Below are 20,246 nucleotides of genomic sequence, written 5' to 3'. Positions count from 1 at the left end.
ATGTTACAGCTCAATCCAGCTTGTCTTTCACTTTTTCATTAACCAGCTTCATCATTACCTGGTCTATATCCAGCATCACTTTTCCTGCTTCTACTCCTACAGGAAAAGTAGTTATGCCTTCTTCAGATGGTCCTGCTGTAACTGCACCAGATTTCACACTGAACTGTGAGCCATGCCACGGACATTGAACGGTTCCGCACATCAAACTTCCACCGGCTAATGAACCTCCCTTGTGTGGGCAGCGATCATCAAAGGCGACATAACCTTCCTCCGTCCGTGCCAGCACCACCCGTTTACCATTTACATGAAGCAGTTTCATTTGGTTGGGCTTCAGTCCATCTTCATTTGCTACAGCTACTTTTCCTTTCTCATTTTCAATTTTCAGTTCCGTCCATTTACCTGCTCCGGCATACCGAACATCTACCCCAACCTGGTTCCTGTACACAAGTGTACCGCCCATCCAACCAGCAGCCGTAAGTAAAACAACGCCCACAAGATCAATTACCAGCAGCAGGTACTGTGACATGTCCGGCAACTGCCGGTATAGCAGTGCAATCCCAAACACAATCATCATGGTGATATTGGTAAGAGCATGTTTGGTAGCGCGGTCTTTAGCTGAACTATTAGGTGGAACAGTATGTAAATAATCGATCAATCCAGGAACTGCAGCAAGCAAACCGCCACCAAGTCCTGCAATATTTAAATAAAAAGCAGTCTGCAACATTGCCGTTTTGCCAAGCAAAATAGAAAGCAAGTCGAATAAGAAAGTGCCTGCAAAAAATGCAATAGGAAAAACAACCAGTATCGGATGAATAGGATGAGATTTGATGTTTGCCTTACTCCGCATATAATTTTGATGCAATAGCAGCAAAACTTACGCCTTCGCAAAGCACTGTAATACCTTATTAACTAAAGAGGTATGCAATATCTTCTTCCGACAATGCTTTAATGAAGCCATCATCCTCTCCTACCAGTTCTTCTGCCAGCTTCTTTTTTCGCTGCTGCAGCTGTACGATCTTCTCCTCAATCGTGTCTTTGCAAATGATCTTGTATGCAAATACATTCTTAGTTTGACCAATGCGATGGGTTCGGTCAATCGCCTGCTGTTCTACAGCTGTATTCCACCATGGATCGAAAAGAAAAACATAATCAGCAGCAGTAAGTGTAAGACCACTGTTACCTGCTTTTAAACTAATGAGGAAAAGATTGGTGCTGTTACCTTCCTCCTGGAAAGCCTTCACCATTTCAGCACGTTTGGCCGGTGGTGTTTGCCCATCAAAATGATAATAAGAAATACCTTCTTTATCGGCTTCTTTAGCCAATAAGTCGAGCATGGTGCTGAACTGCGAAAACACCAGCGCCTTGTGGCTGCCAATGATATTCTTCAGTTCCCGCATCAGCACTTCTGTTTTGATGGATTCCTTGCAATCCTGCTGTTCTTCCTGCGGTAATAGCAGCGGTGAATTGCATACCTGCCTTAGTTTCATCATTCCCTGCAAAACCGCAAGCTTGCTTTTGTTCAAGCCTTCGTTCTTAATGTTCAGGAAGATGTTGCTCTTTATCTGGTCTTTTATTTCGTTATAGACCTCCTGCTGGCGCTGGTGCATTTTGCACCAAAGGATCATCTCGCTTTTCTCTGGAAGGTCTTTAGCTACCTGCTCTTTTGTACGTCGTAAAATGAAAGGTGCAGTTAGTTTTTGCAACGCCTGAATCTTCTCTTCATCGTGATAGCGATCTATGGCATCAGCATATTCTCTTTTAAAGAATTCGCGGCTGCCAAACATTCCCGGCAAAGAGAAATTCAGTTGAGCATACAGATCAAACGTATTGTTCACAACTGGTGTACCACTGAGTGCAATGCGTGTCACTGCATCCAGCGCATTTACCATAGTAGTTATCTGTGCCGAAGGATTTTTGATGTTGTGGCTCTCGTCTATCACAGCTACACCATACACCTTCTTTAAGAATAGATCTGAGTCTGCCCGCAATGTGCCATAGCTGGTAATGATCACCTGGTGATTTTGCTCAAGCAAATCATTGCTTCTGCCAGCACCATGAAATACAACCGATGAAATACCAGGTGTGAATTTTTGTAGTTCCTGTTGCCAATTATAAATAAGCGAAGAAGGACAAACAATGATATTTTCTGAATTAGGGTGGTGGTGAATATGATGTGCAAGAAAACATATGGTTTGAAGCGTTTTACCCAGTCCCATATCATCAGCCAGACAACCTCCTGCACCTGCTTCGGCTAATAAGGTAAGCCACTCAAACCCCTTCTGCTGGTAAGGACGAAGGCTGGCTTTTACAGACGCCGGAACTTCGTACACCTTTTCATCAGTTCGCTGCCATTGCTGCCATTTTTGCCACCAACCTTGTTTTATCAGCGGCTGAAGTACCTGCTCCTCGCCTTCTTTTTGTTCGCTACTCAGTGCAAGGAATTTTGCAACTTCAACCTCGTTCTTTTGCACTTTACCATGCTTTATAATGGCAGCATATTGCTGTAGCCATTCATCGCCCAAGATGCCAAGTGTTCCATCTTTCAGCATCACTGCTTTCTGACCACTTAGCAGCATCTTCTGTAGTACGTTCAGCGGTATTTCTTCTTTTCCAAAAGCCACACTTACCTGCAGCGTTGCCATATTTCCTTCTTCCTTTTTAACCACCATTTTTGTTTCTGGTTTAAAAGAAGAATACCTGAAATGATGAAGCAGATCCATTCCTGCGAGCTCGATGTTCAGGTCCAGGAGCTTATGAAAAGTTTTTAGAAACCACTGCTTCTTTTGAGCATCGGCAAAAGAAAGATAATAGTAGCCATTCCGCTGCTTGCTGAAGTTAGGATGCAACGAGGCAAGCATCTGGTGAAATTCCTCTTCCAGTTGCTTGTCACGTTTTATCACGTACTCCTCTCCTTCTACTACCGTTTCATACATTTCTTTATAAGGTCCATCTACCACAAAACCATCGTACAAGTATTGTGGCGTAAGCATCAGGAATGAGTTATTCAGCTCACTTAGCAGCACCCGTTTTACAGGTACTGTTTCTAATGCTTTTTTTATGAAATGATCATTACGGTTGACACTATAATCCAACTCAAGTCGGCTGAGAATATTCTGTGAGAAAGCCGTTACATCAGAGGCAAATTGGTTCCATTGCACGCCATCCAGCCATTCCAATGTCTGGTAATCCTTATACGACAGAAGAAAGTATTCATTACTGCTTTCAAGCAAAAACTGGTAACGGTTGAAGGAAGAAAGTGGGTAAATACATGCATTTAACTCTACAAATGCACGAAGCTCCAGGACGCCGCTATCCTTTACTACATCAAATGACAGTACAGGTTTGTACTTATTGAAAACACAAGGTGAAGTTTTGTATTTCTGCCCATCTTCAGTAGTTCGATGATACCATTTACTCAATTCCGCAAAAGGCTTCAGCGCCTGGAAAAGCTGGAATAAATGCCGCGTCATGGCGCTGCGGATCACTTGGTCCTTATCTATGCCGGCTTTTTGATTGTTTACCTTTTGCTTTATATTCTGCTTCGCGTAATCCAGGCTCATTGGCGAAAACTGCAATAGGTTCTGGTTGCACTCTTTGCCAAGGTTACTAAAAAACTTCTTGAGTTCGCCACTATCCAACTCATCCATGGTATACTCCACGCCTTTCGCAGATTTGATGATATGCAAAGAATTTAGCACCCTATAATCCGTCATGATCCGCTGCGGCGACAACAATAACACTACCTTTTTCTCTTCTTTCAATACCGGCATCTTCATTCACTTTTTGGAAGTTTGCAAACATAGGATTTGAGGTATGAACAGCAGGAGGATTTTACGTGGGTATGGAAAATTGACTTGGTTATGTTGATAAGTTGATTGGTTGATTGGTAGAACAGTGATTTGTGATTTGTGATTATTATACGCAGATTATCCCGTTGATGGTATTATACATCATCGACTATTTAAATTGTTAAACCATACTTTTTGACTTTGGACTTTTGAATTTTGAATTTTGACTTTCCTAACAACTAACGCAGAGGACTAACTACCTCCACCTCCAGCATGCTATTTTACCTTTTGTAAAATTTTAATTTCTTCCATACGAACAGTATCGTATATTGCTTACGAAACAAATCGTATTATGAGCAATAAACAAGTAAAACCTACCGAAGGTGAGTTAGAAATTTTGCAGGTATTATGGGAAAAAGGCAAGGCAACTGTGAGAGAGGTGCATGAAACCATCATCCAAACAAAAGAGGCCGGTTATACCACCACGCTCAAGCTGATGCAGATCATGTTTGAAAAAGGATTGGTGAAACGCGATGATTCCAGCAAGACACATATTTACCAGCCTAATGTAAGCAAGGAAAAGACACAGAACCAGTTTGTAGGCAAAATGATCAATACGCTCTTTGGCGGATCATCTTCTCAATTAGTGATGCAGGCGCTGGGTAACCAAACACCCAGCAAAGAGGAACTTGATGAAATTCAACAATTACTCGACAATCTGAAAAATCAGTAACATGATACAGGTCACCCAGTCTCCGTTTTTGCAGGCTTTGGGACACGCCATTATTAACAGCTTATGGCAATTTGCCCTCCTCTGGCTTTTGTACATCATCATAACCGGCATTAGCCGAATGAAATCGCATGGCAGGTTTGTAACTGCCATGCTTTTCCAGTTTAGTGGGTTCGCCTGGTTCCTGTTTACATTCATATTTTATTACCAGCAGTGCCTGCAGTACCCTTCTATGGCCATTTTGCCCGGCCATTTGCATGATGCAGTTGCATCCACTACCAACCTACGGCAGCAGTTGTTCCTGTTCATGGTGAAGGCAGAGCTTGTTCTTCCTTACCTATCGATTGCCTACCTATCACTGCTTTTATTTTTGTCGGTAAAATGGGTGCAGGCGTACAGGTACACCAACAGGATAAAAACAACAGGCCTTCAAAAAATAGATGTAGACTGGAGGCTGTTTGTACAGAAAGTGGCTGAGCAGATGGGCATTAAGAAGACTGTGAAGGTTTATCTTTCTACTCTTGTTTCCTCGCCACTTACCATCGGGTTTCTAAAGCCGGTGATCTTAATTCCTCTTGCCAGCATTAATCATCTTTCGCCTCAGCAAATGGAGGCTGTTCTGCTTCATGAGATTGCACACATAAAGCGGATGGATTACCTGCTGAACATACTGTTGTCAATTGTTGAAGCCATTCTTTTCTTTAACCCATTCATGCAGCTGATAAGCAAGCAGATAAAACGCGAAAGGGAAAATTGCTGCGACGACTGGGTACTGCAGTACGAGTACAATGCAGCCACATACGCCAAAGCGCTTCTGAAATTAGCAACCTGTCATACAAATACCCCTGCATTTGCCATGCACGCTATAGATGAAAAGCGAGTACTGCTGAACCGTGTAAAGCGTATGATAGAAAAGAACGAAAAAATTTTTAATTACCGCCACCAGTTGCTGGCGTTATTGCTCATGACAGGTATCCTCAGTTCCATAGCATGGCTTTCGCCTGACAAAGGAACAGGAGGCTCAATTGCCAGTTCATCCACTCCAACTACAGCTGAAATAGCTAAACCATTTGTAGCGAAAGTCTCCAATCCTTTGTTCAATCCTATGTTTTTCCTGGCTTCCACTTACGAACAACCGTTACAGTTAGCAGTTGCACCGCAACCTCAAGAGAAGAAAAAACAAAAAGCACTTAAAGTGATGCCTGAGCTGATTGCTCGTAATAAAGTTGAAAAAGACCAGGATATAGAACCACCGTTAGTAATAAATGCAGGTTTAACTGCAAAAAGGATCATCAATACTCCCAGCCGAGTTTATGTAGATACTACTTTTCGTAGCGAAATGAGACGCTTTTTGGCCGCTGCCTTTTGGAAAGAGCTGGAGAAAACAGAAAGGGAAATGAAGCAGGCTCAACTGATCATGGCAAAGCTGCAACAGGATAAAGTAGAGCAACTGCAACTTGCTGTACTAAATGATGTAGAAGAAGGATTGGAAGTAGTAAAACGAACCAAAGCAGAGTTACTTGAACTGTCGACAAAACTGAAACCCGGAAAGGAACAGGAAGAGATAAAACAACAGCTACGATCATTTGCAGTTCATTCTATAAACATGAAGAAGATAGCAGATGAATGGAATAAGGAACTTCGGCAGGTAAATAAGGACCTGCTGCTTGCCAAGACTGAATTTGAGAAACAGGTTCTGCTAAATAATAATTATGTAGTGCTTACTTCAGCTGATGCTTCAGAGGTCAGAGGTATGAGCAAAATGAACGTACGACCTGCCGTTGCTGCCGAAGGTTGTAGTGCACGTAGCGCTCATGTTTACCAGAAAGCAAAGTTGGAAAAAGAGCAGGAAGTGAAGGATGAAACTCCTACTCCACCTCAATCTACAGGTCCTGAAAGAATCATCATTAACCGCAAAGGCAAAGTGATAAAGATCATCAATATATAATTTTCATTGTGCGCTGTATATAAAGCCGTACTGGAGGGTACGGTTTTTTTTTGTGCAGTAGTGCTAGTGAGTTTATTCTTTCAGATATTCAACAAAGTTATTTATAGCGGGTATCTATTATTCATCTAAAGGATGAGATGAAGCTGCCGGTCAATCTTCAAGAACATAATCTGCAATGATGATAAGCCTGGTTATTCGTTTTACTACTTTTGGAATTTGATGATTTCATTGGCTGTACTGCATAAAAAAACACAGCTCATAAAGCTGTGTTCCCTTTTTAAATCTATAGAAGAAATTCTACCAAAGATTACGCGGACACCAGTCGCCATACCTGTTACCAAGTAAGAAGCCGACTACTATTTCATGCGTACCGCGGCTTACAGTATTCAATCTTGATGTTGTAAAATCATGTGCATAGCCTATGTTGAAGGTACTGTTCACATTCAATCCCACCATAGCCGCATACCCATCCTGGTGCCTGTAGCTCATTCCAGCCCACAGCAATTCACGAAACTGCAGCTTTGCATTTACATCTATACCAATTGGCGCCGGGTTAGCATAGCGAACCGTAACAGATGGAAGTAAAGAGAAATCATCATTCAGGAACATCCTGTAACCAGCCTGTAAAAACATGTGTGGGATGATCCTTCCATCAGACAAGCGAACGGTATCTTCTGCAAAACGTAGTTTGGAAGGAATGATGTTTTGAGCTGCAAGTCCAACAAAATAATCCGCTGAATACAGCCATACACCCGCATTCACATCAGGACGTAGTCTGTTCAAATAACCGCTTCCAGCTACTGCAGGATCTACAGGGCTAGCTGCGCCAAAGTCTAGTTTGCTTGCATTCAATGTCCAGTTTTGGACACCTGCAGAAACACCTAATGAGATACTGGTTCTTTCTGCAATACCTAAGTGATATGCATAAGTACCATAAGCAGCAAAACGGTTCAACGGGCCGGTGCGGTCATTGATCATTGTGAAACCTACACCATGATGTGGTTCAGCTTTGGTATAATCAGCCCAATAAGCACGACCTCTTGGATTTTCATTTGAAGGGCCTACAGTTGTAGCAGTTGTTCTGTCAACATCACTCTTACTCAGCGGTCCATGTATAGTAAGATAAGTGGTAACTGGTGCATCCTGCAGCCCCACCCACTGGTGACGGTGGCTGATCTTAATGTCAGTATAATTTTCAATACCAGCAACAGCAGGATTGATGATGTAGTTGTTGAGAATGTACTGGGTGTAATGCGGACGTTGTTGAGCAGTAGCAGCTCCTCCTACACATAAACAAACCAAGGCTAAGAGTAAACTTCTTTTCATTAGAACTAATAATTAGGGGGAAGAGTATAAATGTAAAGGTTTTCCTAATGCCACAGCTGCAACTGTTGAAAAAATCCTTCTTGTAAACAATTTAAATACTGCATTATACGTTGCAATTGGTTCACATTCACCTATTTTAAAAGTGTCACGGAACCTGTGTACCGCTGCCTGCCGTTCTTTGGATCTATTATATAATAGTAGGTACCTACCGGTAAAGCATTATTGTTGAAACTTCCATCCCATGGTTTTTTATAGCCATAGCTCATGAACACCTGGCGGCCGTAACGATCAAAAACCTCTACCGTAGCACCAGGATATGTTTCAAGATGCTCAATGATCCAGGTATCATTTATGCCATCGGCATTAGGAGAAAAAGCAGAAGGAATGCGAAGGGCTTTCAGCAGCTTCACAAATACTTCATCATCGGCTTTACAACCACCCGCACCTGTTACAGTTAGTTTATAAGCAATATCACGCAATGGACGTGTTACAGCATTTTTCACTGTGTCATTAATTAAATAAGTGGATGGTGTCCACAGATAACTTAGAATGTTTCCTGTCACCTGCGGTTGTATTACCAGGTCATCTCCTTCCAATACAAATAGATCCGGCCCGGCATTTACAACAGGGAAAGGATGAACTGTAACAGAACGAACAGCTGTATCGCTTACGCATCCTTGCTGGTTGGTGATGAACAACGAAACATTAAATCTTCCTGCACCTGCATAACGATGAGATGGATCAGGAACGGAGGCTGTGCTGCCATTGCCAAACTTCCAGTTCCAGGTGCTGATGGCAGAGGTGCGACCATCACTGTTGTCGATAAACCAAAATGTACCACCTACGCATGTATCAATTGGTGTAAACGTAAAATCTGCCTTTGGCTGTGGGTAAACGGAATTCAGTTGTTGTGAAAGCGAATCCGTACAACCATGTACAGAAGTAGCTTTCAATTTTACAGTGAAAGGACCCGTAGATGAATAATAATGTATAGGATCTTTCAAAGTAGACGGAGTGGCATTAAGCGGATTTCCGAACTGCCAGTGGTAGGTGAATACGCTTGGTGCACCACCTGCAATAGTAGTTTGATCGAAAAATTGCGCTTTACCTGCAGGTAAACAAACAACAGGCAGAGAAAATCCAACTTGTGGTTTTGGATGAACAGTTACTTGCTGTACGTATTCCGCACGGCATCCACTGTCAGTTATTACCTGCAATTGTACAGGATAGGTGCCGGTGCTATTGAAGGTAAATCCAAATGGATCGGCTGAGGTTTTAGGAACTACTATACCATCAAAATTCCAATTCCATTGGGTGATATTGCCAAAGTTGGCTACTGAAGAGTCTGCAAATGTAATTGCGTCTGCCACACAGGTAGTAGTGCTGGTTTTCCAAAATGCTGTAGGCGATGGCCAAGCAGTAATAGTTGCAGTAGATGAATCCCGGCAACCTTTGTCAGACACATAGGTATACCTGATGGTACTATTTCCTGCACCGGTTATAGTAGGTGTAAAGATGCCAGCGGCAGTGATTCCGTTTCCGCTAAATGCACCAGTACCTACTACTCCACCGTTTGCTGGAATATCTAATTGTCTTGGATTCGCATCAAGGCAAATTCCCGGAATGGTGGCAAAAGAAACTTTAGGACTAGCATTAACTGTTATAGTTTTTATTTCTTCATCCACACAGGTGCCTCCAGAAAAAGCACGAAGCTTTACCTGGTATGTACGGGTAACCTGTAAAGAAGGATAATTGTGGCTGTAAACCTTGTTAAAAGAAGGCGCATCATCTACTTGCATAACAGTAGGCGTGTTGGCATTATCCCAAATGATCTCTACCCTGCTGATCGCACCAAAATCTACGACAGAAGTATTTCGTATCTGCACTTCCTTATTGCTGCAAAGGCTATTGCTATTCAGCACTTCAAAGCGCGCATCAGGCACAGCTCCATTAACAGTAAACTGTTTTGATAATGTTGCTGTACAACCTTTATTGGATGTTACCGTAAGGCTGACATTGTAAACCTGTGCAGCTGAATATTTATGCTGGGGGTTCTTTACATTAGAAGTGTTAGGATTAGCAGCTGAAGCATTAGGATCTCCAAAATTCCATGCGTAGGTAAATGCACCGGCACTTCCATCGCTTATTTGGCTGCTGTCGGTAAACTGAGCAAATGCATCGCTCAAGCAAACAATAGGTAGTCCAAAATTCACAACAGGCAATGCATTCACCTCAACCGTCTTTACCAGCGTATCGCTTTTACATCCTTTGCTGTTCACAAGACTAAGCTTTATACTATAGCTTCCCAATGCATAGGTGTGGGTGAATGAACTTGCCGAAGTAGTGGATGTAGTGCCATCACCCAAATTCCAATAATAAGAACTGATGGTACCTGAGTTAGCCTGGGATTGATTGAGTATGGTTACTTCCTTCGCTTCGCAGACTGGTGGAGAAACCACGAATGCAGGAGTAGGCAACGCATTGACAATAAGTAGTTTTTCGAAAACTGCAGACTCGCATCCGGCAGCAGATTTTATGTAAAGCTTCACCGGGTAGTTACCTGCCGTTACATATTTCTTTACCGGGTGCTGCAGGTTGCTGGAAGTGCCATCGCCAAAATCCCAAAACCATTCTGCCACACTACTATTGGCGGTTGTACTGGCATCGCTTAAACTGAAACTATCCTTGACACATATTTCAGCAGGCGTGGTTGTGAAGTTTGCTATGGGTTGAGCAAAAATATTAGTGAAGGTTTTGGTTGAATCCTTTTTACAGCCAAAAGCAGACGTAGCAGTAAGCTGAACACTATATGGACCAGGAGCTGTATAAGTATGAACAGGATTAATAGCCGTGCTGGTTCCCCCATCACCAAAATTCCAAACGTAAGAATTGGCTCCACCTCCTGGTGTAGTAGTCAAATTTTGAAACTGTGCGACGCCAGAAGGAAGGCAGACACCAGGCAGGTTGAAATCTACAACAGGTAATGAATGGATGGTTATAAGCTTTGTTGCGAGTACGCTTTTGCAACCTGTGTTACTTTTTACTTCCAGCGTTACTGTGTAAACACCTGGCGCAGGATAGGTTTGCACAGGAGGAGCAATATTAGTAGTCGAATTGAAAGTGTTGCCGTTTCCAAAGTTCCATGTCCATTCTACTATGGTTCCTGTTTCTATGCTCGAAGAGTCGGAGAAAGTAAAATTGCTGCCGGGGCAGAAGGTTCCGGTTGCACCAAATGCCGCCACAGGTTTGGAAGAAAGCGTTATAGCTTTTACAGTATCTGCCACACAGCCTATATCGCTGATGGAGCGTAAGCTGACGTTATAGGTGCCTGCAGCCTGGTATAATTTAGCAGGCGTACGTACGGTGTCAGTGGTATTGTCGCCAAAGTTCCAGAGCCACTTGTTCATTGGCCTGCCGTTGCTGGCTGTGCTCCCTGCAAAGCGGATACTATCTGTGAAACAACCGGAATGTGTGACAGTAAAATCGGAAACAGGAGGATCGTAAACTTCCACATCATAATTAATTTCCTGCACGCCGCTACATCCATCAGGAGAAGGATTATTCGCCAGCACCTTTACATTATAAGTTCCTGTTGCGGAAAAATGATAGGTGGTAGAAGGAAGTTTATAAACATACAATGTTCTGCCATCGCGTACGAAAGAGCTATCCGGTACCGGGGCATTATTAACCACATTGTTATTTGGCGCCAGGTTTGGGTTGTTGTTGAAATCCCAGGTGAGGCTGGTAGCTAGGTAAGGCAGCGTTATTGAGAAATTGAAAGGAGTATTTTTACACGTAGCCGGGAAATTTACAGTAGCGTATTGATTTTGGAGCGTCACATACTGGTACAGATCCCGCACATTTGTTCCTCCATTATAGCCATACGATTCTACGTTTCCATAACCATAAACTATAGCGGAGAAACTGGTATCAGCAGTTATCCGGTGCACAGGGTTGGTGGCAGACGACGCGGAAACATCATACTGCAGGTAAGCATATGGAGTATTAAGGATATCAATAAACTGAAAAGCTGGTACAGGAACATTATCAATTTTTACGGTTGATTTATATGCTTTGTTGATGATAACATTTACAAAGTGCTGCGTTACCTGTGTTTGATTCGGCGGCACATAAGACTGGTGCGCAGAGAAAAAAGTAATATCGCTGAGTGTCTGTTCAATCGGGTTCAGCATTACCATTTCCGGATCGGCCATACAACTGGATGTGGTACCACTACCTGTACTACAACCAGATTTACAAGTCTGCGAAACAATGTATTGAACCACCGAAATAGGCTTATCAGCTTCTATATATATAGGATAAGGCGTTTTTACCTGGTAATAACCACCACTTGCTACATAATTAGATGCATTCAGTGGAAACGGAACACCTTGAATGGTCGCACTTACTGCTGTAGTAGGATCGGAAACAAATATCCTGTAGATATCGTAAGGCCGGTTGATAAATGGTGCGGTAATGAACTTTTTGCCCCAAGTCCTAACCGGGAAAAGCTGCTGGTACAGGTTGTCGCCTCCAGCTGCATTGGTACAATCAAACGCTGACCATGTGGTTGCAGAAAAAACAGCTATAGGTTTACATCCCGCACTGCCAGTAGAAATAGATTTTACTCTTGTACCTGATATATCGGCATTATTGATACCCTGGAACTGGTACACATCACCCACTGAAGCCAGTGTAACCTGGAAAGGAACATTGGCTGCCCTACCACCTCTTCCGGTTACAGTTGGTGTAACCTCTATTACAGTACCTGGTTGAGTGGCTACAACTGCTATTTCGCCGTAGCCGGCAGATGAACCTAGATTCTGGTAACTGGGTGCAATGTATTCTGTACCTAAAACGGTAGTAGGAAGCGCAAGTGTAGCAGCCGACCGGGCAGAACGAATGATATGCGTATATGCTACCACTGGTTTATCTGCTGTGATGCGTATGGCCGCATTTCCCTTAATACCGTCAACCTGCGACAAGTAAACATAGCTGTTGCTTGCATCCACCACTCCACTTGAACCTAAAAATTTTCGTGTTACCTGGTTTGCTGTAACTGTAAATGGAATAGTAGCAGTTGGTCCAACCTGGATAGTACCGGAGGTATTTACATCAGAAGTAATGTAGATACCCATTACCGAACTGGTGCCGTCAATATGCGCGGGATAGGCAATGAAGAAGTCTTTTCCTTTGTTTGAAAAATCCTGTGCAATAACAGGCAGGAAAAAGAGCATACACAAGCAGGCGACCAAAAGTTTGGGCATAGTTTGGGTGGAGTTGTCACGTGCAAGTTATGTTAATTGCTACCGCTACTTTCCCGCTTATTGTGCAGGCAGATTAAAATAAGCTGAAAATTCCTTGTTGTTACTTAGGTGATTGAAGTAAACGAGTGGCAGCAGGCCCTTCATTGAACAGCAAATCAATAATGCTTAGGTTGGGTTGAAAGCCAAACCTGTCCTGGAAGACCTGGTAATATTCAAGACTTCGTTCTGAAGAAGCCAACCGGTTGCGGGGCAAAAACTTATTCCGCAGGTCTAAAACATCCGTTGGTTCATGTTCATAGGTGGTTGATAATTCTATTGTACAATTTAGCTTCAACACCTTCACCAGCCATTTTAGAACCTGCAGATTAAACTCAAATAATTTGGAAGTTGGGTTTCGAATGAGTCCTTCAATGGCATCAAAATAATATTCAAAAAATGGGGCTTTGGCGTAAGATGACTGGATGCTGCGTAAATGTCTTGTCCGCCAATCAGTCGAATTATCTATTTCCACCTGCGTTATCAGCTTCCGCTGCTCCCTTCCGCGAACCAGGGGAATGGAAAGATCTATAGGGCCGTTACTGCCAAAAATGGTACACCTGTTCCTGTAGCTCATTTTTTGGAAGCTTTCATATTGTTCTAAAATTATACATGTTGCTCCTGCAGAAGCTATAAAGTAGTCAACACGTGGAAAATATTGATTTTCAGATAGAACATGAGTTAAATCTTTTTGATCTTTCATTGACAGTATTTCTTTATTTCAAAGGTGTTTTTATTCTTAATTAGGTGCCACATAAGCTGATAATATTACTAAGCAAATTCTGTAAATTGTTAATTAATAACTTCTTATAAGCTTTAACTAGTATGAAACATCTTTAGCAAAAGCATCTTGATAAAATTTATTATTTATCTCAGGTAAAATACTAAAGGCTTTAGCATCCCTTTGAATTGTAAAAAGCAACTTCTGCTGCTGCAAGATGTGACTTTATGCTATATTGCCATAAAAGTTTTCCATGCGTTTGCTATTACCCCTACTCCTATTGACCTTCCTAAGTTTTACAGCTTGTAAAAAGCCACAAGGATTTGATTACCGTGACATCAAGAATTTCAGGGTCTCCAACTGGGGCTTTAATAAGTTAACTGTAGCTATGGACCTGTTGTATTTCAATCCAAACAACTTTGGCGTAACGCTTAAAAAGGTAGACTGCGATATTTACCTGGACAATACTTATGTTGGGAAGTTCCTGCTGGACACCACTATGGTTATTCCACGTAACGCAGAATTTACCTTACCTGCATCAATGGATGTAGATATGAAGAATATTTTCAAGAATTCGCTGAACGTGTTATTCAGCAACGAAGTGTTGGTAGCAGCAAAAGGAACCACGCGTGTAGGCAAAAGCGGGGTCTTTATCAACGTTCCCTTCAACTATGAGGGAAGACACAAGGTGGATCTTTTTAACCCATAAAAAAAAGCTGCCCGGTTGGGACAGCTTCTGAATATTTTTAAATTAACTATTGGTATTGTGGATCCATATGGCAAGGTTTACCTTTTTTAGGGCCACCGCCTTCTTCTACTCTTTTGCACTGCGGAGGAAGCATCTTGTAACTATCTTCTGTCGCTTTCATATCATCTGCATCAAATCCTGCGTTGTTGAAGGATGTCTTAATGTTGTCAGCATTAGTTCTGTCTGTCCTGTACAATACCCTGGTAGTACCACTGAGCATATTGATGGTCATTTTCAGAACGCCAGACTGGTTGTTTTGAATTTCACGCGCCATGTAATCTTCCAACCGTTTTTTACACTCCCAGCAGCGAACATTAGGTGTTTTAATAGTCAGCCATTCTTGCTTAGCAGGCTGTACCTGGCAGAAAGAACTTGCACCAATAGCAAAAGATGCAATGAGCAATAAGAGAAGCTTTTTCATAAAGATTATTAGTTTAAACGTTACCCATTCCAGTTGGCAGGATCCTGCCGCCACTGCAATAATAAGTTTTCTGTCTGTGTTTGAACAAGCCCTTTTTCCAAAGCCGTGTTAATAAGCGTTTGATAATTGGTGAGCGAATGAAGAGGAACCGCGGCAGCTTCCATGTTTTTCACTGCTGCATCAAAACCATAATTGAAAATGGAGACCATTCCAATAACATCTAGTCCCTGCTGTTTTAGCACATCCACTACCTGCAGACTACTTTTTCCTGTAGAAACTAGATCTTCTATCACCACCGTCTTCTGCCCGTTTTCGTAGAAGCCCTCGACCTGGTTGCCCAATCCATGCTCTTTGGGTTTTGGACGTACGTATATGTAAGGCAGCTTCAACTGGTCGGCAGCCATTGCGCCCCAGGCTATACCTGCTGTAGCAACACCAGCCAACAAGTCAGCTTCAGGAAATGCTTCAAATACAACATTGCACATCTCGCTCTTAATGAAGTCACGGATGAACGGAAAAGAAAGAATTCGACGATTGTCGCAATAGATAGGGCTCTTCCAGCCGCTGGCCCAGGTGTATGGTTGTTCAGGCCTAAGTTGCACTGCTCCTATCTGAAGCAGTTTTTCGGCTACAGCTTTTTGATTGGTCATGCCGCGAAGATAAGTGAAGCAAAAGAGCTTCAACATTTGTTGTTTCTTTGCCTGTAAAAAGAACAGTATGCCAGAACAGATAATAGCAGCAGGTGGAATAGTTTCTAATGAAAAAGGAGAAATACTATTCCAGTTCAGGCGGGGAAAGTGGGATCTCCCAAAAGGGAAACTAGATGAAGGTGAAAGTATTCCGGAATGTGCAGTTCGCGAAGTGGAAGAAGAAACTGGGTTGAAGAATATCCAGTTAGGAGAATTGATTGGAGTTACAACTCATTTTTACATAGAGCGAAATATAGAAATAGAAAAGGAAACACATTGGTATGCTATGAAGGTTACGGGTGAACAGCAACTGGTGCCGCAGGTAGAGGAAGACATTGAAAAACTGGAATGGGTGAGTGAACACAAACTACAACCTTACCTGGCTGATACTTACCCGAACATCATAGAAATAGTAGAGCGCTATTTTGATGACCACAACCAATTGAACTAGCAACTTATAATCCTGCTTCCAGTTTTACCTTCTTTGGTAGCTTGGCCACCACCAGTTGGTATGACTGTAAAATGTATTGCTTCCATTCCTCTTTGGTAAGCGCGGTTGACATTTCTACCATCACCCATTTATGCCTCGCCATATACGGAGCTGGAATGATGCCTTCCCGCTCCTGCAGCAATTCGAAATTTTCATCCGTGCATTTGAAGGAAGTACCGCCTTTTCCATCGGCGCCTGTTACACAATACATTTTGCTGCATATTGTAAAGCAGAGGTCGTGCCCCCATTTTATATCTTCCTGCGTGCCTTTTAGAGAAAGGCAGAAATCTCTTAGTTCTTCTATGTTCATTGCTTACTACAGGTTTTGTATATTCTCCCAAACTTCCTTGTCTACGGGTATACCTTTTTCTAAGTTCTCCTTTCTTGTTCTCACAACACCTTCACCCGGGTAGCGTAAAGCTCCATCACCCAGTGCTGAAGCTGTTTTATAATCTTCCACAATAGAATGTAAAGCCGCTGCTATGGACGAATAGTTGTGCAGCTTCGATAGATCAATAGCAATAAAAACCTGTGAAACATTTGTTTCAACAGCTGAGGCAGAAATAGCTTTTGTAGCCTGTCCTGCAGAAAGTATGGCTGCAAAAACATCAAGCAATAACGCCAGTGCGGCTCCTTTCCAATAACCAATAGGCATTGGCCGTTTGGATGCCAGGATGGCTGCCGCATCAGTAGTAACATTTCCCTGCGCATCAAAACCTCCTGGCACCTCCAGGCTTTCGCCACGCATTGCTTTCATTTCCATTTTACCATACGAAAATTGCGACATGGCCATATCGAGCACGATTGCCTCATCGTGGTAAGGTATAGCGAATACTAGTGGATTATTCCCCAATTTAGCTTCAGTAGCTCCCCATGAAGGCATCACCGATATGGTGTTGGTCCAGCTGATGAGTGCAAAGCCTTTCTTAGCTGCATGCCACCCGTAAGTGCCACCCCTCATCCAGTGGTTGGTGTTAGCCAGACCAACCATTCCAATGCCGTTACCTGTAGCTATTGCCATTGCCCGTTCAGTGCATTGCAAAGCATTTAATATACCCGGACCTCCGTTGCCATTCCATTGCTCTATGACGCCAAATGCATGTACCAAAGAAGGTTCATTATCTTTTTGTACATGCCCTTGTTGCACATATTGGATAAAGCGTGAAAAACGATTTACACCATGCGTATACACACCATCTAAACTGTTCTCAGCAAAAACCTGAGATAGTGTTTCAGCTTTAACTGCCGTAAAACCATACTTCAGCAGTACAGTGGAAAACTGCTGCTGCATATCGTGCATTCTAACCCGTATCAGTTGCTCTTGTTCCATAGTTAAAACAAAAAAAACAGTAGAAATGCTCTACTGTTTTTACAATATTCAATTAGAAAATTCAGAACTATGACCAATCACTGATCACTGGTCTTTTATTACTTTTCCTTATCTGTCTTTTTCTTCTGGCTCTTAGGTGCGAAGATGACCAACATTCTTTTTCCTTCCATCTTAGGCATGCTTTCAAGCGCACCTACTTCACCTAGTCTTTCAGCAAACTTCAGAAGCAATAGCTCACCACGATCTTTAAACATAATCGCACGGCCTTTAAACTGAACGTATGCTTTTACTTTATTTCCTTCCTTAAGAAACTTTTCTGCGTGTTTGGTCTTGAATTCAAAATCGTGATCATCGGTACTAGGCGTGAAGCGGATCTCTTTCACCTCGCTTTGCTTAGAATTCGCCTTCATCTCCTTTTCCTTACGCTTCTTCTCATACAAAAACTTTTTGTAATCGATGATGCGGCAAACAGGCGGCGCTGCATTGGGTGAAATTTCTACAAGATCAAGTGCCTGGGCTTCCGCCATGGCAAGTGCCTTTTCTATGGGATATACTCCGGGTTCTATTCCTTCTCCAACCAATCTTACTTCCGGAACCCGTATCATTCGGTTCGTTCTATGTTCTTGTTGTTGTTCTCTACGAAAATTGGGATTTCTTCCCCTGAAATTCTGGTTAACTGCCATTAAATGGTTTTTAGTGAACGTGTTTTTTTGTTTGAAAAAAATATGCTTTTGAAACTGGCGCTGGTTAATTACAACCATAACCAATATTGTAAATATAGAGAATTATTCAAATGCTCTTTTACTATCAATCTCTTCCTGTAACAATTCTAATGCCTCGTTTATAGATTTTACGCCAATGTCACCTTTTGATTGTTTTCTCATGGCAACTTGTCTTTCGTTCATCTCCTTTTCTCCTACCACAAACATGTAAGGCACTTTATTCATTTCTGCTTCGCGGATCTTCTTGCCGATCTTCTCGTTGCGATCATCAGTTACTATGCGAATGTCTTTTTGCCTTAGCTGTTGCTCCACTTCTTTAGCATAAGGTATGTATTTATCGCTGATAGGTAAAACCATAACCTGCGTAGGTGCCAGCCAAAGCGGGAATTTTCCGGCACAGTGTTCTATCAGTACCGCAATGAAACGTTCCATAGAACCAAATGGCGCACGATGGATCATTACAGGACGATGTTTCGCATTGTCTTCTCCTATATAAGTAAGATCAAAACGTTCAGGTAGATTGTAATCAACCTGGATAGTTCCCAGTTGCCACTTACGACCTATAGCATCTTTCACCATGAAATCAAGCTTAGGTCCATAGAATGCAGCTTCACCATATTCAATCACAGTTGGCAAACCTTTTTCTTCCGCTGATTCAATGATAGCTCTTTCACTTATCTCCCAGTTCTCATCGCTGCCTATATACTTGCTCCTATCTTCTCTGCTACGCAATGAAATCTGTGCAGTATAATCAGTAAAGCTCAGGCTATTGAATACATACAATACCAGGTCAATCACTTTTTTGAATTCATCCTTTACCTGTTCAGGCATGCAGAACAAGTGAGCATCGTCTTGGGTAAATCCACGCACACGTGTAAGCCCGTGAAGTTCGCCATGTTGCTCGTAACGATACACGGTGCCGAACTCAGCAAGACGAAGCGGAAGATCTTTATAACTACGTGGACTTGCTTTGTATATTTCGCAGTGGTGTGGGCAGTTCATTGGTTTCAGAAAGAACTCCTCACCTTCCTGCGGTGTAGCTATCGGTTGAAAGCTATCCTTGCCATATTTCTCGTAGTGACCACTTGTAATGTATAAATTCTTATGGCCAATATGTGGAGTGATAACAGGTAAATAACCCGTTTCTATTTGTGCTTTTTGTAGAAACTGTTGCAGCCTTTCGCGAAGCATTGCTCCTTTAGGCAACCACAGCGGAAGCCCAAGACCTACCTTTTCTGAAAAAGTAAATAGCTCCAGTTCTTTACCCAACTTGCGATGGTCACGCAGCTTAGCTTCTTCCAGCAGTTTCAGGTATTCATCCAGCTCTTTCTGGTTGGGAAATGTAACGCCATAGATACGTGTAAGCATCTTACGTTTTTCATCACCACGCCAATAAGCACCCGCTATGTTTGTAAGCTTAATAGCTTTTATAAAACCAGTGTGCGGAATATGTGGTCCGCGGCACAGGTCTGTAAAATTTCCTTGCGTATAAAAAGTGATTTGGCCATCTTCAAGACCATCTATAAGTTCCAGTTTGTACTCATCACCTTTTTCGGTGAAATAAGAAACAGCATCATTCTTACTGATTTCTTTCCTTGTGTACTGGCTGTTTTGCTTAGCAAGTTCAACCATTTTCACTTCAAGTTTGCGCAGGTCTTCTTCTGTAATCTGCCTGTCGCCAAGGTCTACATCATAGTAAAAACCTTTTTCAATAGCAGGTCCAATACCCAGTTTCACACCAGGAAAAACAGCTTCCAGAGCTTCAGCCATCAGGTGGGCAGATGAATGCCAAAAAGTGGTTTTTCCATCTAAATCATCCCACGTTAGTAGTTTCAGCGAAACATCATTATTGATAGGCCTGGTCATATCCCAAACTTCATCATTCACTTTTGCTGCTAATACTTTGCGCGCCAGTCCTTCGCTTATAGATTTTGCAATATCCATTGCAGAAACCCCTTGCTCATACTGCCTTACCGCACCATCCGGAAAAGAAACATTGATCATATAAATAGTAAACCTTTATTAAGGAT

Annotated in this window: 15 protein-coding genes; 4 read left to right on the top strand and 11 right to left on the bottom strand. The window is 42.4% G+C overall.

What is annotated here, in order from left to right:
* Window positions 1-10 precede the first annotated feature (10 nt).
* Both J4N22_RS08815 and J4N22_RS08810 read right to left on the bottom strand, forming a co-directional pair.
* The gene (locus J4N22_RS08815; protein ID WP_207493555.1) at window positions 11-847 is read right to left on the bottom strand and encodes a Rieske (2Fe-2S) protein; all 837 of its coding nucleotides are present in this window, start codon (window positions 845-847) and stop codon (window positions 11-13) included.
* Window positions 848-905: 58 nt separating this feature from the next.
* A complete protein-coding gene (locus J4N22_RS08810; RefSeq protein WP_242692102.1) occupies window positions 906-3,776 on the bottom strand; it encodes a DEAD/DEAH box helicase in 2,871 nt (956 codons plus the stop codon).
* 364 nt (window positions 3,777-4,140) lie between these two features.
* Between J4N22_RS08810 and J4N22_RS08805 the strand changes: the two genes are divergently transcribed.
* Together J4N22_RS08805 and J4N22_RS08800 are read left to right on the top strand one after the other, a co-directional pair.
* Complete coding sequence (locus J4N22_RS08805; RefSeq protein ID WP_242692101.1) at window positions 4,141-4,521, top strand: BlaI/MecI/CopY family transcriptional regulator; 381 nt, start codon at window positions 4,141-4,143, stop codon at window positions 4,519-4,521.
* Window position 4,522: 1 nt separating this feature from the next.
* Window positions 4,523-6,466 (top strand): M56 family metallopeptidase, encoded by a 1,944-nt coding sequence (locus J4N22_RS08800; protein ID WP_207493554.1) that lies wholly within the window; start codon window positions 4,523-4,525, stop codon window positions 6,464-6,466.
* 297 nt (window positions 6,467-6,763) lie between these two features.
* Here the strand turns inward: J4N22_RS08800 and J4N22_RS08795 are convergent, their stop codons facing one another.
* From J4N22_RS08795 to J4N22_RS08785, 3 genes are all read right to left on the bottom strand, one after another.
* A complete protein-coding gene (locus tag J4N22_RS08795) occupies window positions 6,764-7,792 on the bottom strand; it encodes a PorP/SprF family type IX secretion system membrane protein (protein WP_207493553.1) in 1,029 nt (342 codons plus the stop codon).
* A gap of 131 nt (window positions 7,793-7,923) precedes the next feature.
* Window positions 7,924-13,059, bottom strand: coding sequence for a PKD domain-containing protein (locus tag J4N22_RS08790; protein ID WP_207493552.1), 5,136 nt, complete (start codon window positions 13,057-13,059; stop codon window positions 7,924-7,926).
* A 100-nt stretch (window positions 13,060-13,159) separates the two neighbouring features.
* Window positions 13,160-13,798, bottom strand: coding sequence for a WbqC family protein (locus tag J4N22_RS08785; protein WP_207494712.1), 639 nt, complete (start codon window positions 13,796-13,798; stop codon window positions 13,160-13,162).
* Between the two features lie 271 nt (window positions 13,799-14,069).
* Between J4N22_RS08785 and J4N22_RS08780 the strand changes: the two genes are divergently transcribed.
* Window positions 14,070-14,525 (top strand): LEA/WHy family protein, encoded by a 456-nt coding sequence (locus J4N22_RS08780; RefSeq protein WP_207493551.1) that lies wholly within the window; start codon window positions 14,070-14,072, stop codon window positions 14,523-14,525.
* A gap of 46 nt (window positions 14,526-14,571) precedes the next feature.
* On the opposite strand, the gene J4N22_RS08775 is transcribed toward J4N22_RS08780, so the two are convergent.
* Both J4N22_RS08775 and pyrE read right to left on the bottom strand, forming a co-directional pair.
* Entirely contained in the window at window positions 14,572-14,985 is a 414-nt protein-coding gene (locus J4N22_RS08775; RefSeq protein ID WP_207493550.1) for a copper chaperone, read from the bottom strand.
* 20 nt (window positions 14,986-15,005) lie between these two features.
* Window positions 15,006-15,671 (bottom strand): orotate phosphoribosyltransferase, encoded by a 666-nt coding sequence (pyrE, locus tag J4N22_RS08770; RefSeq protein WP_242692100.1) that lies wholly within the window; start codon window positions 15,669-15,671, stop codon window positions 15,006-15,008.
* 31 nt (window positions 15,672-15,702) lie between these two features.
* Between pyrE and J4N22_RS08765 the strand changes: the two genes are divergently transcribed.
* A complete protein-coding gene (locus J4N22_RS08765; RefSeq protein WP_207493549.1) occupies window positions 15,703-16,125 on the top strand; it encodes an NUDIX hydrolase in 423 nt (140 codons plus the stop codon).
* A gap of 4 nt (window positions 16,126-16,129) precedes the next feature.
* Here the strand turns inward: J4N22_RS08765 and J4N22_RS08760 are convergent, their stop codons facing one another.
* From J4N22_RS08760 to thrS, 4 genes are all read right to left on the bottom strand, one after another.
* Entirely contained in the window at window positions 16,130-16,474 is a 345-nt protein-coding gene (locus J4N22_RS08760) for an MmcQ/YjbR family DNA-binding protein (protein WP_207493548.1), read from the bottom strand.
* 6 nt (window positions 16,475-16,480) lie between these two features.
* A complete protein-coding gene (gene yiaK, locus J4N22_RS08755) occupies window positions 16,481-17,494 on the bottom strand; it encodes a 3-dehydro-L-gulonate 2-dehydrogenase (RefSeq protein WP_207493547.1) in 1,014 nt (337 codons plus the stop codon).
* A gap of 98 nt (window positions 17,495-17,592) precedes the next feature.
* Entirely contained in the window at window positions 17,593-18,177 is a 585-nt protein-coding gene (gene infC, locus J4N22_RS08750; protein WP_207493546.1) for a translation initiation factor IF-3, read from the bottom strand.
* Between the two features lie 102 nt (window positions 18,178-18,279).
* On the bottom strand, window positions 18,280-20,220 hold the full coding sequence (gene thrS, locus J4N22_RS08745; RefSeq protein ID WP_207493545.1) for a threonine--tRNA ligase: 1,941 nt from the start codon (window positions 20,218-20,220) through the stop codon (window positions 18,280-18,282).
* Between the last annotated feature and the right edge of the window lie 26 nt (window positions 20,221-20,246).

The sequence above is a fragment of the Aridibaculum aurantiacum genome, assembly GCF_017355875.1.
Lineage (GTDB): Bacteria > Bacteroidota > Bacteroidia > Chitinophagales > Chitinophagaceae > Segetibacter > Segetibacter aurantiacus.
The sequence above is the reverse complement of the archived record's forward strand: the minus strand, read 5'-3'. Positions and strand labels throughout refer to the sequence as shown.